This is a genomic window from Aminobacterium sp. UBA4987, from assembly GCF_002396985.1.
Taxonomy (GTDB): domain Bacteria; phylum Synergistota; class Synergistia; order Synergistales; family Aminobacteriaceae; genus Aminobacterium; species Aminobacterium colombiense.
Genome location: NZ_DGZF01000001.1, coordinates 196,945 through 211,166 on the forward strand (window position 1 = coordinate 196,945; position 14,222 = coordinate 211,166).

A 14,222-nucleotide genomic window follows, 5' to 3' on the forward strand; every position below is an offset into this window, starting at 1 on the left:
TCTTTTTCGGAGGAATGCAAATGGATAATATCATAATTCTGGACTGTGGCTCTCAGTTCACTCAATTGATTGCCAGGAGGATCAGGGAACTGAAAGTACATAGCGAAATTATCCCTTGGGATGTATGCATAGATGATATTCGCCAACGCAAGCCACGTGGCATTATCATATCTGGCGGGCCCCAGAGTGTCATGGACGAAGATAGTCCAACGGTTCCTATGGAGCTTTTTGAATTTGGAGTCCCCATATTAGGGGTTTGCTATGGAATGCAGCTGATTGCGAAACTTTTCGGTGGGCAGATCGAGTCTGGTTCGAGCCGAGAGTATGGCAGGACCGCCATCTCATTGAAAGATTTAAATTCTTTGCTCTTCAAAAGTGCTCCTGGAACTTTTGAGGTGTGGATGAGCCATGGAGACCATATTGCTAAACTTCCTGATGGAGCACTGCTTTTGGCAGAAACAGATGGCGGCGTTCCTGCAGCCTTTGCTATAGAAGAAAAGGGCATTTGGGGACTGCAATTCCACCCAGAAGTAGCACATACACAAAACGGGATCACGATCCTGTCCAATTTCCTTTTTAACATTTGTGGCTGCACTGGCGATTGGGATCTTGGAAGCTGGATCGATATGATGGTAAAAGATGTACAGCAGAAGACAGAAAACGCCAGGGTCATATGCGGTCTTTCAGGGGGTGTTGATTCTACTGTTGCAGCTGTCCTTACATCAAAGGCTATTGGCGATCGCCTTGAATGTATCTTCGTGAACAATGGATTGTTAAGACATCGTGAGGCGGAGCGGGTTCTTGAAAAGTACAAACAGCTTGATCTAAATGTACACTATGTGGATGCCAGTAACCGTTTTCTTGACGCATTAAAAGGAGTTATTGATCCAGAACAAAAGAGAAAGATTATTGGTGAAACATTTATACGAGTGTTTGAGGCAGAGGCAGCCAAAATACACAATGCGGAATGGTTGCTTCAAGGCACTCTCTATCCTGATGTCATAGAAAGCGGGCACAAAGGGAAAGGGGCCTCAGTCATTAAAAGCCATCATAATGTTGGTGGTTTGCCGGAAGATATGAAATTAAAAGTACTTGAGCCCTTAAGGGATCTATTCAAAGACGAAGTTCGAACCATAGGTGCGTTGCTTGGCGTTCCGGAAGAAATTGTAAACAGACAGCCCTTTCCAGGGCCAGGTTTAGCTGTTCGTTGCCTTGGCGAGATTTCTCGGGACCGTCTTGATACATTAAGGGCGGCAGATGAAATATTCAGGGAGGAATTTTCAAAAAGCGAGACATACTTTACAGTTTGGCAGTCCTTCTGCGTCCTTTTGCCAATAAAGACCGTTGGAGTAATGGGAGATTCAAGAACATACGCAGAAGTTATCGCCCTTAGGGCAGTGGAATCAAGTGATGGAATGACGGCTGATTGGGTTCGAGTTCCGTATGATGTTCTCGATAGGACAGCAAGACGTATTTGTAATTCTATCAAAGGCATTAATCGAGTTGTGCTAGATGTTACCAGCAAGCCGCCCTCTACAATAGAGTGGGAATAAAGAGTAATAGATTTGCACGGAAAGGCGCAGCCGTATGACTGCGTCTTTTCTGTAAAAAAACTGAAATGGGTGAGACTTTTGGCGTATGAGAGCAGGCGTCCCTATAAACGGATTAGAAGTTTTTTTCTGCCCTTTACGGTTGTGTTTTTAGCCTTGGGGGCTCTTGCGTATCTGGTATCATTTAATCTTCTTCGGCCACTGGCATGGTCTGCGATCTTGTCTTTTTTTGTTTATCCTTTTTACACCCTGATTTATGAAAAAATTCTTAAGAAAAAATATGCTAATATAGCAGCTTCTTTAACAACTGCTGTGATTATTGTTCTGATCGTGGTTCCGTCAATTTTTGTAGGAGTAACCCTTGCTAGAGAGGGCATCAGAATATATGGGCATCTTGCTACAGTGCTTTCGAAAGTGAATGTAGAGCAGGGGAAGACTATAATGAGTGTTTTCTTTCCCGACGTCTTGGCGGAGAGAATACGTCCTTTTTTGGCTGAATACCCCTTTCTCGTCAACGTAATAGAACAAGTTGGTTCGTGGATAGCCTCAACGCTGGCTACTCTGTCGCGATCCTTTCTTGGGGATACCATTCGCATCCTCTATCAGCTTATAGTGATTGTTGTGGCCTCGTTTTTTATGATACGGGACGGCCATATCATTCTTGACTATGTCAATGATATCGTTCCCCTTCCTTTAAAAGAGAAAGAGGCTTTTTTTAACAGAGCGAAACAAATCCTTCAGGCTGTCATTTATGGCATTACCCTGACTGCAGGAGTGCAGGGCTTTCTTGGAGCTTTAGGCTGGTGGTATGTAGGACTTCCCAGTCCGGCTGTTTTTGGCGCGGTAATGGCCTTGCTTGCCATGATCCCCTTTATAGGAACGCCCCTTGTCTGGGGACCTGGCGCAATATACCTCTTTTACAGCGGGCAGATCAAAGAAGCGTTCATTCTCGCCATTTGGGGATTAATAGTTGTGAGCATGGTCGATAATTTTATCCGCCCCATATTTATTTCTGGTGGAGGAAAGGCCCATGTCCTGATCATTTTTATAGGTGTTGTTGGTGGTCTGGCATCATGGGGATTCCTCGGTCTTTTCCTCGGACCATTGGTCATAAGTCTTTTTATTTTTCTTCTTGACAGCTACCGTAATATTTGGAAAAACTACATCAGAGAATATGGGATTAGACCATCCTCTGCCGTATCGCTGAAGAAAAAAGAGGAGTGATCCTTAACAATGGCTTATATCTTTGCTGTTTCCGGTATGAAAAATAGCGGCAAAACGAAACTTTGCCTTTTATTGCTCAAGTATCTGAAAGAGGCAGGGATCCATGTTGCGTATATAAAGCATTCTCATGAAAAAGTTTTATCGCCAATGGACACAGACACAGGAAAGGTCTTGTCGCAGGGGATTCCCGCTCTTTATTGGGGTGTTGATGGGTGTCGGTATGAAAAGCCTGGAGAGATATCGATCTATGACATTCAAAACAGAATAGGGAGCAACTTTGACATTCTACTTCTAGAAGGTGGAAAATCCTTTCCCTGTCATAAAATATGGCTGGGGGAAGCGGATACATGTCCCGGGAACATTCCTGGCATAGTCGCATATTATGAAGCAATGCCAGCAAAAAAAGGGGGGAGAGATGGCACCAAGCGTTTTTTTTCTTTTGGAGAAGAGTCTTCTATTGCTGATTTTATCATCGCATTGTATGAAAGGTCTTCTGAACGGCTATCTTTAATAATCGAAGGAGAAAAAATTCCTCTAAGACCCTTTGTTTCCGATTTCATAGAGGGGGGAATCAAGGGGATGCTTTCTTCGCTCAAGAAAACTGATAAATTAAATGGAGATATTGCAATATCTATAAAGAAAGAAAAAGATAAATAGGTTTTATCACTTGTCTTTGCTAGCTCTCCTTACTATAATTGATTGAGTTTTTGGCCATAGTTGCCCGCCCTTGAGGCGGGCTGTCTTTTTCAAGCTTTTTTGAATTAAGGGAGGTTTCTTTATATGGATGCGTTTTGGATCGTTGTCGGATCTGGAGTTCTGGCTCTTGCTTACGCGTTCTTCGCGTATGGCAAAGTCAAAAGGTTTAAAGTTGAAAACGAAAGGGTCAATGAACTTTCAGAAATTATTCATGGAGGAGCGATGGCTTTCCTTTCAAGGGAGTATCGCTGGCTGTTCCCCTTTGCTCTTCTTGTGGGCGCTCTTCTCTGGTTTACAATAGGGATGGGCACATCTGTTTCATTCCTTGTAGGGGCTCTTTTTAGTGCTGTCGCCGGATATATCGGTATGACTGTTGCTACTCGTTCTAATGGTAAAACTTCTTTTGCCGCTACCTTGGGAATGAACGAGGCTCTGGGGATTGCTTTCCGAGGTGGAAGCGTCATGGGGATGTCTGTTGTTGGGCTGGGGGTTCTTGGAATTATGATCTGTTACGCTCTTTTCAAAGACCCCAATATTGTAACAGGATTCGGTTTTGGCGCTAGCTCTATCGCTCTTTTTGCCCGTGTCGGTGGAGGTATTTATACGAAAGCTGCGGACGTAGGAGCGGATCTTGTGGGAAAAGTAGAAGCAGGAATCCCAGAAGATGACCCCAGGAATCCCGCTGTTATTGCAGACAACGTAGGGGACAATGTGGGTGATATCGCGGGGATGGGCGCAGACCTCTTTGAGTCCTATGTCAACTCTATTATTGCTGCCATGGCCATTGGTCTGACTATGTTTGGAGATAGAGGGGTCTTTTATCCTCTTTTGCTTTCTGCCCTTGGCATAGCTTCCGCAATTGTTGGTACAATGTTTGTCAGGGTAAAAGAAGGTGGGAACGCTCAAGTTGCCCTTCGTATTGGGACCTTTGTAACTGGTGGCGTAATGATCTTTGGTTCTTACTTTATTACCACGTCGGTATTCGGAGATCTTACCCTGTTCTGGTCTGTTCTCTCCGGGGTAGCAGTAGGGGTACTTATTGGTTATGTTACAGAAATATACACCTCAGGAGACTATGATGCGGTTAAGCAGATTGCCAAATCATCTGAAACTGGGGCAGCTACGGTTATCCTTTCAGGCATTGCTGTGGGAATGAAGTCTACTGTTATCCCTGTTATTTTGATCTGTGTGGCAACCCTTGTAGGGTTTAAGTTTGGAGGCCTCTTTGGCATCGCCTGCGCTGCTGTAGGAATGCTTTCTATTACAGGTATGACATTGAGCGTTGATGCCTACGGTCCAATTGCGGACAATGCCGGTGGTATCGCTGAAATGAGCCATCTTCCCCATGAAGTTCGCGAGATTACTGACAAGCTCGATGCTGTTGGAAATACGACTGCGGCAATGGGTAAGGGGTTAGCTATTGGGTCTGCGGCTCTCACCGCGTTGGCTCTTTTTGCTGCCTATGCTCACGCTGTGAACCTGGATGCTATCGATTTGAAGGATCCTTATGTCATGGTGGGGCTGTTTATAGGTGGGATGTTGCCTTTCTTGTTCAGTGCTTTGACGATTCAGGCAGTTGGACGAGCCGCTCAGTCCATGATAGATGAGGTGAGAAGACAGTTCCGTGAAATCCCAGGGATTATGGAAGGGACGGGGCGCCCGGAATATGAACGCTGTGTAGATATTTCTACAGGATCTGCTCTTAAAGAAATGGTATTTCCCGGCCTGCTGGCTGTTATCACTCCAGTCCTAGTGGGGTATATCCTAGGTCCTGCCGCCCTTGGTGGGCTTCTTGGTGGAGCTATCGTCACAGGTGTCATGATGGCTATTTTCATGTCGAACTCTGGTGGTGCCTGGGACAATGCAAAAAAGTTTATTGAAGAAGGCAACTTTGGTGGCAAGGGAACAAGCAATCATGCCGCAGCTGTTGTGGGAGACACAGTAGGTGACCCCTTTAAAGACACGGCTGGACCCAGTTTGAACATCTTGATCAAACTTATGACTGTCGTTGCCCTGGTTCTTGCTCCTCTCTTTATATAAAAAGACAGGATTTTTCAAAAGGGTGTATCATTTAGAGGGGAAGGACCTCCATCCTTCCCCTCTCTTTATTATTTTATGGAGGTGAGATCGAGTGGGTGATGATGTAGTCCGTCAGATAAAAGATCGGCTTGACATAGCAGATGTTGTGGGGGATTACGTTCGCCTGCACAAAACTGGTAAAAATCTAAAGGGACTATGTCCCTTTCATCAGGAAAAAACGCCATCATTTATCGTTTCTCCAGACCGCCAGACATTTCATTGTTTTGGGTGTGGCGAAGGAGGAGATGTTTTTTCGTTCATAATGAAAATAGAAGGATTGAATTTTAGAGAGGCCTTGGAACTTCTTGCTCAAAGAGCCGGGGTTGAAGTTGAAACAAGTTCAAGCCATTTTCCAAGAAAAGGGAAACGCTCACTTTACGATATAATGGAAACTTCTTTGTTTTTTTATCGCTCATCATTGAAAAATCAAGGCGGCCGTTTGGCACAACAATACCTTAATTCACGAGGAATGAATATAGAGAGCGCTTCTCTTTTTGAGATAGGTTGGGCGCCGCCTACTTGGGATTCATTATGGCGCCTTCTTTTAAAAGAAAAAGTTTCTTTGAAAGAAGCCCTTGATTGCGGTCTTGTTATTGAAGGGGCGAAAGGCATATATGACAGGTTTCGAGGGAGGGTGATCTTCCCTATTAGAGATGTGTCTGGTCGGCTTCTTGCTTTTGGCGGCAGAATCATTGATGGAGATAGCGCAAAATATATAAATAGTCCGGAAGGTGTCTTATATAGCAAACGGCAGAACCTTTATTTGCTTCATATGGCTAAACAGGAAATACGTGAAAAAAACAGAGTGATTCTTGTTGAAGGGTACATGGATGCTATCCGTTTGCACATGACAGGGTATAAAGAGGCAGTTGCTTCGTTGGGAACTTCCCTTACAGAAGATCAAGCGCGGTTGTTAAAGCGTTTTACTAACAATTGCTTTATTTGTTACGATTCTGACACGGCAGGGCAGGAAGCTGCGGTGCGAGGCATGTATGTTTTGCAGCAGTGCGGCCTTGATGTTCGTGTTGTAGAACTGCTTTCAGGAAAAGACCCAGATGACCTTCTTGCTAACGAAGAAGGGAGAGTGCTTTTTAGAAAAGCAATGGAGAGAGCTTTGCCTCTTGTGCTTTTTCATCTCTCCCTTAGGCAAAAGCAACTGGAAAATCCTGATACAAGAAGGTCGGCTGCGGAGGACTTGCTACAAGGGTTATCTCAACTTAGCCCTATTGATATAGCTCCATTTCTTTCAAGTGTCAGTGCCGCCCTGGGGATTCTCCCTTATGAACTGCAAGAGCAGCTGGAATTAATTCGCTCAGCGAAAAAATCACAAAAAATAATTTCTTCAGAGCAGAGTTATAAAAACATGAATAATAATGGAAACTCTTCTCGAAATTCAGTTGTTGATCCTCTCGAAGCCGCTCTTGTATACTGTCTCTGGAACGATATAGCCCGGAGGCGGGTGGCGCGGCCAGAGGAAGTTTTTCGCCTCGTTGAAAATGAAGGTGTAAAAAACATGTTAGCAGCTATTTTCTCAGGCCATTCCCCAGAAAGCCTTGAGGAACATTGGAGAACTCTAAATGAAACAACACCCTTTGCCATTCTTGCCGGTGGAGGAGCTTTCTGCGATTCTTTCAGTGAAGATCAGGATTGTTGGGATGCGATCTCATTGGCTTTAGAGAGAAGGAGAGGAGAAGAGGTCTTTAAAAAGATTCATGAAAGGATGCTTCGAGGAGAAGCTTCAAAGGAAGACCTCGAAGAGTATAGTAAAATTGCAAAAAAATTGAAATCTCGCTCATAGAATTTTTGTTATACTTAATTTGAATTTGTGTATGGAGGAACAATGTGTGAGGCTAGACAAATATCTTAAAGAGTCCCGACTTGTAAAGAGAAGGGTCGTGGCGCAAGAAATGATAGATATAGGTGCGGTGCGGCTCAATGGTCGCCAGTGTCGTTCCTCTGCTCAAGTCCGTGTAGGGGATACTGTTGAAATTGCATATATGACACGGATTCTAAAAGTTACAGTCTTAGTTGATGATGAAAAAGAACTCAGAAAGAAACAGTCCCCACCTTATGTGTTGCAGGAAGAACGAAGAGTTAATAGCGACGAAAAGCCGTGGTAGCATTACTCATTAAAATTAAAAATGGAGATGATAGGCATGGGAGTAATTGCGGGTGTATATGGCAGAGAAATCCTCGATTCCCGGGGAAATCCTACTGTTGAAGTGGAAGTTTGGCTTGATAATGGCATTATTGGAACAGCAGCTGTCCCATCGGGAGCATCCACAGGAACCCATGAAGCTCTTGAATTAAGAGATGGCGGAGATCGCTATATGGGTAAGGGGGTACAGACAGCTGTAGGAAATGTAAATGATAAAATAGGGCCAGAATTAATAGGGGCAGATCCTTCTGAACAAATGGCCATTGATATGGCTATGGTTCAACTGGATGGAACTCAGAATAAGTCCAACCTCGGCGCTAATGCCATGCTTGGTGTCTCCATGGCGGTGGCCAGAGCTGCGGCAGAGGACCACGGTCTTCCTCTATGGGCCTATTTGGGGGGCATAGGACCCAATCTGTTGCCAACCCCTATGATGAATGTAATTAATGGTGGCGCCCATGCTGATAATAATCTGGATATCCAGGAGTTTATGATTGTTCCCCATGGTGCAGGTTCTTTTACAGAGGCCCTTCGAATGGCAGTGGAAACTTACCACGCCCTAAAAAAAACTCTTATAAATCGCGGCTACAGCACTGGGATTGGTGACGAAGGCGGTTTTGCCCCTAACCTACAAAGCAATAGGCAAGCCCTTGATTTGATTTTAGAGGCAGTAGAAAGTGCCGGTTACACTCCTGGTGATCAAATTAGCCTGGCACTTGATGTAGCTGCTTCCGAGCTCTATAAAGACGGCTGCTATAATTTTGAAGGAGAAGGCAAGATCTTAACAAGAGAAGAAATAGTATCTTATTATGGTGATCTATGCAAAGCCTATCCTATAGTTTCTATTGAAGATGGCATGGCTGAAGATGACTGGGACGGCTGGTCTGTTTTGACGAAAAACTTGGGCAAAAGTATGCAGTTAGTGGGAGATGACCTTTTTGTAACCAACCCTGAACGTCTTGAGCGGGGAATTTGTCAAGGGGTTGCTAACTCCATTTTGATTAAATTAAATCAGATCGGAACTGTGACAGAAACCATGAAAGTTATTGATATGGCTATACGACAGAGATATAGTACAGTTATATCTCATCGGTCAGGAGAGACAGATGATACTTTCATCAGCGACCTAGCGGTCGCAACTGGAGCTGGTCAAATTAAAAGTGGAGCTCCTGCACGTACGGATCGTGTGGCAAAATATAACCAGCTTTTACGTATAGAAGAAGAAATAAGCAGCGGTCTGGGCACAGAGTATGCAGGTTTGACTCGTTTTAATATTTGCAGGTAATAAGGGTTTTTCATATTTTTTAGAAAAACTAAGGACGTGAAATTATGAAAATAGCAGAACCTACGGTTGAAAGACTTGTTCAATATCACCGATTGTTAGAACAGCTTTATAATGAGGGGCAAAAAGTAGTGTCTTCCCAGGAAATAGGGGAAATGCTGGCCTTTAAAGCAAGTCAGGTAAGAAAAGATCTTTCTTATTTTGGTGAAATAGGAAAGCGGGGGGTTGGATATCACGTAGAAAAACTATACAGGCATATTGACGGAATCCTGGCCTCACCTCGCAAGTGGCCTATAGCGCTTATAGGGGTCGGCCGCCTGGGTGAAGCTCTTCTCGGACATAAAGCCTTTAAAAGTCCCAAATTTGATATAAAGGCGCTCTTTGATGTGAATCCAGAAAAAGTCGGGAGAAAAATAGCAGGCATATCTTGCTACCACGTAGATGACATCAGTGATGTTATGAGAAAAAATGGCATAGAGGTCGTAATACTCACGGTGCCTTCTTCTGTAGCCCAGGAATGTGTGGACAAAATAGTACAGGCGGGAACAGTCAAGGGGATTTTAAACTTTTCTCCCTTGTCAATAGTGGCACCTGATAGTGTGCTTATTTATAGCGTTGATATCTCAGTAGAACTGGAAAAGTTGCTTTTCTACCTCAAACATCGTGAAGAGCGCTAAAAAGCTCCTTTCACGCTTACGATATTCTGTTAGAATATCACTTGTTAAAACCCAAAGGATGAATTAAGTAGAGGAGGCGTTTTCTTTGAATCAGCAATGCGGTCAGACAACTGGAGCAGGAGGAGCACAAGGTGGTCTTTTGGGAATGCTTTTCCCCCTTGTTATATTTGTGCTTATTTTTTATTTCTTCATTATTCGTCCCCAGAAGAAACGTCAGAAACAGCATGATGATCTGTTGGCGGCCTTGACCCGAGGCGATCAGGTTATAACAGCGGGTGGTTTTTTTGGTATTATTCGCGAAGTTAAAGATGATAGCATCATCCTTGAAATTGCTGACGGCGTAAAGGTGCGCATTCTTAAGTCTTCAATTGTCAACAAGAGATCATCTTCGGCTGAGCAAGAGAAAGAAAAAGTTTCTGAAGAACCTAAAAAAGTTTCTGAGGAACACAAAATAGAAGAAAAGACAACCGAAGAAAACGAGAAAAAATAAGGTAACATAATAAATTTATATACAAATGGAGAGGGCATTCAGAGTGTCCACTCCATTTGCTTTGGTTTTATCAATTGTGAAAAAACGCGGAACTTGAGGTTTAGGGAGGGTAAAGTCATGTTGAAAAAAGACCGTTGGCGGCTTGCTATAGTTGTTGTAGTGGTTTTGGCCGCACTCTTTTCGGTCTTCCCTGTTAAAGGGAGGATAAATTTAGGTCTTGACTTGAAAGGTGGAGCTCATATTGTTCTCCAGGCAAAGTCTATTCCTGGAAGTGCGCTGACAGATGATAGCATAGAGCGCCTTCTCGCTGTTCTAAGGAACCGTATTGATCAGTACGGCGTAGCGGAGCCCGTTATTCAAAGGGAAGGGCGTGATCGCGTTATTGTTGACTTGCCAGGGGTGGAAGATCCGGAGGCGGCCCTTGAATTAATTGGCAAGACAGCATTGCTTGAGTTTAGGAAAGTGCTTGGTGCGACTCCTGCGACGCCTCCTGGTCCAGAGCGTCCGAATTATACCAGTGATGATGAATTTCAGGCTGCTCAGAAGCGATGGAACGACGCAAAAAAAGAAATAGAAACATATAAAAGTGAGCTAGAGAAGCAAGTGGGGGCTGCAGGTGGTGATATTGTTGCCAAGGATGAAGAAGACCGATACTTTTTGCTGGGCCCATCTCTTGTAAGCGGTAAACACCTTGTAGATGCCAAAACACAATTTGACAATCTTGGCCGTGCTGTAGTTACCCTTGAATTTAACTCTGAGGGGGCAAAACTCTTTGAACAGGCCACAGTGGAAAATGTAGGAAAACAGATCGCCATTGTTCTTGATGGGAATGTGGTTTCGGCCCCGGTAGTTCAGGAACGGATAAGTGGTGGAAATGCACAGATCTCAGGACGTTTTTCTACTGCGGAAGCTCAGAGACTGGCTATTATGCTTCGTGCAGGAGCACTGCCCGTGCCTGTAGACGTTCTTGAGAATAGATCAGTGGGGCCAAGCCTGGGAGCAGATTCTATCAACGCCGGGCTTAAGGCGGGGCTTATCGGGACCTTGTTAGTTCTGGGCTTTATGTTGCTTTATTACAGGACTCTTGGCATAGCTGCCGATATTGCCCTTAGTGTTTGTATCCTATTGGTTTTTGCGGGCCTTATTAGCTTAAAGGCAACTCTAACCCTACCTGGTATTGCTGGCATCATATTAACCATAGGCATGGCTGTTGACGGAAATATATTAATTTACGAGCGGATAATCGAAGAAGCAAAATTGGGGAAAACGCCTACCGCGGCAGTTGATGCTGGATTTAAAAAAGCCTTGACCACCATACTTGATGCCAATATTACTACTCTTATTGCAGCAGGAGTGCTCTATTACTTTGGAAGTGGTCCAGTGAGAGGTTTCGCTGTGACATTGAGCATTGGTATATTGGCAAGCGTTTTTAGCGCAGTAGTAGTGACGCGTGTGCTTTTACAGGTTCTTATGAGCGGTTCTAAGGCCTCATTTATAGGGAATCGTTCATAGGCGAGGGAGGTTTGCGACATGTTCAGAAAAAATTTCTCATTTCCATTTATGAAATATCGAAGGCAAGCGATCCTTCTAAGCCTGGGGCTTGTAGTAGTGAGTCTAGTGCTTCTTTTTACCAAGGGACTTAACCTCGGTATTGATTTCACAGGGGGGAATCTTATTCAGGTAGAGTTCGCCTCACAAGTTCCTGTTGGCGACGTCAGGGATACTTTGGCGGAAATTGGTCAGAAACAGGCTGTAATTCAGGGGTATAGTGATAAAGGCGTCATTATTCGAGTGAATGTAGATTCTGAAGAATCACGCAAAGAAGTGATTCAAACATTGAAAGATAAGTATCCAGGTATGGAAGTACTGCGATTTGAAAAGGTAGGTCCTGTAGTAGGTGAAAAATTACGAAGAGAAGCCTTTCTGGCTGTGAGTTTAGCTCTTCTTGGAATATTGGCTTATATCACGGTCCGCTTTAAATTTCGCTTTGCTGTTGTCAGTGTTGTTGCCCTTATGCATGACACTATTATAACCCTGGGAATTTTCAGTTTGCTGGGACGCGAGATATCATTACCCTTCATAGCTGCTATTTTAACTATTGTGGGTTACTCTCTTAATGATACAATAGTAGTGTTTGACAGGGTGAGGGAAAATTGGAAGTATTTAAGGCAGGAGGGACTTCTTAAAGTACTAGACATGTCTATAAACCAGACTCTCTCTAGAACTATCAATACATCCTTAACAACCTTTTTCCCAGTTTTAGCCCTTTTCATCTGGGGTGGCGCTGTAATAGCCAACTTCTCCTTCGCGCTTCTTTTAGGTATTTTGGTTGGAACATACAGTTCAATCTGTATTGCAAGTTCCCTTCTGGCCGAATGGTATTTGAGATATCCCGATAATAAGAAGTAGCAGTAACTATCTAAACTTTTTATGGCATGACAACAAGGGGGCTTTTAGGGCCCCCTTGTTTCTTATAAAGTGAACAGGGTTTGGCGTTGCTTTACTAAATATAAATACTCCATTAAAATGAATAAAATCTACCTTTTTGCAAAGTAAATGGTCAAAATCAAAATCACTTAAAGGAGATGATGAAAGTGGCCATTACTGTGATTGATAGAGCAAAGGGAATTCTTTCTCAAAAAGCTATTGAAAAGGCAGCCTCCATGCTCAAAAAAGGGGATGAGAAAAACTTAACATCTCTTTTTAGGGGAATAGCCAGCATCGCACCGGCACGCTATCATAGAGAAACATTTAAACTGCTCGCTGACATGATAGAAAAGAATGATCCTTTTGTAGGTTTCGTTAAAAGAATTGCTCTGGAGCTTAACCCCCATTGCCTTTCCAAGTTCATTCACAATCTAGTTGTTAACTTTATGGTTCTTGGTCGGGGTATCAGGGATCAAAAAGAGAAAGAATATGATGTTCACCTTCCTAATTTTATGGTGATCAGCCCCACGATGAAATGCAATCTTCACTGCAAAGGCTGCTATGCTGCAGAGTATGATACGAGCAGAGAACTCACCTTTTATGAGCTGGACAATCTCTTAAAAGATGCTAAGGATCTCGGGATGTATTTTTTCACTTTTTCGGGGGGAGAGGCCTTCTTCCGTAACGATCTTTTAGACTTATGGGAAAAACATAATGATTGTTATTTCCAGGTATACACAAACGGAACCCTTCTTGATGAGAAAATGGTGGATCGTCTTGTTAAACTTGGCAACGTAATGCCTATGATCTCAGTTGAAGGGAGTCGAGAACAAACGGATTTTCGCCGTGGTCCTGGCGTTTATGATAAAGTGATAGCTGCTTACCAAAGATTAAACGAGGCAGGGGTCATGTTTGGTTTCAGTGCCACTTACACTCGTTCTGCTGCAGATTATATGGCCAGTGATGAGTTTATTCAGACCATGATTCAGCGGGGCTGTAAAGTCGGCTGGTTTTTCCAATATGTTCCTGTAGGTGAAAATCCGGACTTAAGTTATATGGCAACACCCCATCAAAGGGCAAGACTTCACGAAAAAGTAGAGGAATGGCGCCACAGAGATGATTGTCCTATTTTTATCGGTGATTTTTGGAACGACGGTCCCTATGTTGACGGATGTATGGCGGCAGGAGAGCGATATTGGCATATAATTTCAGATGGAAGCGTAGAACCATGTGTTTTTGTGCCTTTTGCTGTGGATAATATTCGCCAAAAATCCCTTGTTGACATTGCACGAAGTCCTTTCTTCACGTATATTCGTAACCAGCTCCCCTACGACGGAGAAGATAATCTTCTTCGTCCATGTATGATTCTGGATCATCCAGATGTACTCAGGGAAGTGGTAACTAAATTTGGAGCCAGACCATGTCACGGGGGTTTGGGCAATCTTCTCTCAGGAGAGATTCCTCGTGCGCTTGATGAATATGCGCAAGAGATAAAGGAAATTTACGATCCCTTATGGGAAAAAAGAGAAAAGGGAAAATATCTGAAGAGCCTCGAGAAAGAAGATAAGAAAGAATGGCTTGAAAGGATGACCTTACCCACTGGTTCTAAAGAAAAATAATATGGCTGGATCCTTAGGAG

General features: G+C 43.7%; 12 protein-coding genes. All 12 read left to right on the forward strand.

What is annotated here, in order from left to right; translation table 11 throughout:
* Positions 1-20 precede the first annotated feature (20 nt).
* Positions 21-1,553, forward strand: a complete 1,533-nt coding sequence (guaA, locus tag B2U56_RS00985; protein WP_286951635.1) for a glutamine-hydrolyzing GMP synthase — start codon at positions 21-23, stop codon at positions 1,551-1,553.
* Positions 1,554-1,565: 12 nt separating this feature from the next.
* On the forward strand, positions 1,566-2,774 hold the full coding sequence (locus B2U56_RS00990) for an AI-2E family transporter (RefSeq protein ID WP_286951638.1): 1,209 nt from the start codon (positions 1,566-1,568) through the stop codon (positions 2,772-2,774).
* A gap of 9 nt (positions 2,775-2,783) precedes the next feature.
* Complete coding sequence (locus B2U56_RS00995) at positions 2,784-3,431, forward strand: molybdopterin-guanine dinucleotide biosynthesis protein MobB (protein WP_286951639.1); 648 nt, start codon at positions 2,784-2,786, stop codon at positions 3,429-3,431.
* A 123-nt stretch (positions 3,432-3,554) separates the two neighbouring features.
* Positions 3,555-5,510: a sodium-translocating pyrophosphatase gene (locus B2U56_RS01000; protein WP_286951640.1), complete on the forward strand. Its 1,956-nt coding sequence runs from the start codon at positions 3,555-3,557 to the stop codon at positions 5,508-5,510.
* A 91-nt stretch (positions 5,511-5,601) separates the two neighbouring features.
* On the forward strand, positions 5,602-7,347 hold the full coding sequence (gene dnaG / locus B2U56_RS01005; protein ID WP_286951642.1) for a DNA primase: 1,746 nt from the start codon (positions 5,602-5,604) through the stop codon (positions 7,345-7,347).
* Positions 7,348-7,393: 46 nt separating this feature from the next.
* Positions 7,394-7,669, forward strand: coding sequence for a S4 domain-containing protein (locus tag B2U56_RS01010; protein WP_286951645.1), 276 nt, complete (start codon positions 7,394-7,396; stop codon positions 7,667-7,669).
* Positions 7,670-7,705: 36 nt separating this feature from the next.
* Positions 7,706-8,992: a phosphopyruvate hydratase gene (eno, locus tag B2U56_RS01015; RefSeq protein WP_286951647.1), complete on the forward strand. Its 1,287-nt coding sequence runs from the start codon at positions 7,706-7,708 to the stop codon at positions 8,990-8,992.
* Between the two features lie 44 nt (positions 8,993-9,036).
* Complete coding sequence (locus B2U56_RS01020) at positions 9,037-9,666, forward strand: redox-sensing transcriptional repressor Rex (RefSeq protein WP_013047991.1); 630 nt, start codon at positions 9,037-9,039, stop codon at positions 9,664-9,666.
* Positions 9,667-9,751: 85 nt separating this feature from the next.
* Positions 9,752-10,156 (forward strand): preprotein translocase subunit YajC, encoded by a 405-nt coding sequence (gene yajC, locus B2U56_RS01025; RefSeq protein ID WP_286951649.1) that lies wholly within the window; start codon positions 9,752-9,754, stop codon positions 10,154-10,156.
* Between the two features lie 117 nt (positions 10,157-10,273).
* Entirely contained in the window at positions 10,274-11,668 is a 1,395-nt protein-coding gene (gene secD, locus B2U56_RS01030) for a protein translocase subunit SecD (RefSeq protein ID WP_286951651.1), read from the forward strand.
* Between the two features lie 18 nt (positions 11,669-11,686).
* Positions 11,687-12,565, forward strand: coding sequence for a protein translocase subunit SecF (gene secF, locus B2U56_RS01035; RefSeq protein ID WP_286951652.1), 879 nt, complete (start codon positions 11,687-11,689; stop codon positions 12,563-12,565).
* Positions 12,566-12,744: 179 nt separating this feature from the next.
* Positions 12,745-14,202, forward strand: coding sequence for a radical SAM protein (locus tag B2U56_RS01040; RefSeq protein ID WP_286951653.1), 1,458 nt, complete (start codon positions 12,745-12,747; stop codon positions 14,200-14,202).
* Positions 14,203-14,222 lie beyond the last annotated feature (20 nt).

Bases quoted from the DNA above. Each gene is read 5' to 3' on its own strand.
- guaA (WP_286951635.1), top strand. From the start codon at position 21: ATGGATAATATCATAATTCTGGACTGTGGCTCTCAGTTCACTCAATTG.
- B2U56_RS00995 (WP_286951639.1), top strand. From the start codon at position 2,784: ATGGCTTATATCTTTGCTGTTTCCGGTATGAAAAATAGCGGCAAAACG.
- B2U56_RS01000 (WP_286951640.1), top strand. From the start codon at position 3,555: ATGGATGCGTTTTGGATCGTTGTCGGATCTGGAGTTCTGGCTCTTGCT.
- eno (WP_286951647.1), top strand. From the start codon at position 7,706: ATGGGAGTAATTGCGGGTGTATATGGCAGAGAAATCCTCGATTCCCGG.
- B2U56_RS01020 (WP_013047991.1), top strand. From the start codon at position 9,037: ATGAAAATAGCAGAACCTACGGTTGAAAGACTTGTTCAATATCACCGA.
- secD (WP_286951651.1), top strand. From the start codon at position 10,274: ATGTTGAAAAAAGACCGTTGGCGGCTTGCTATAGTTGTTGTAGTGGTT.
- secF (WP_286951652.1), top strand. From the start codon at position 11,687: ATGTTCAGAAAAAATTTCTCATTTCCATTTATGAAATATCGAAGGCAA.
- B2U56_RS01040 (WP_286951653.1), top strand. From the start codon at position 12,745: ATGAAAGTGGCCATTACTGTGATTGATAGAGCAAAGGGAATTCTTTCT.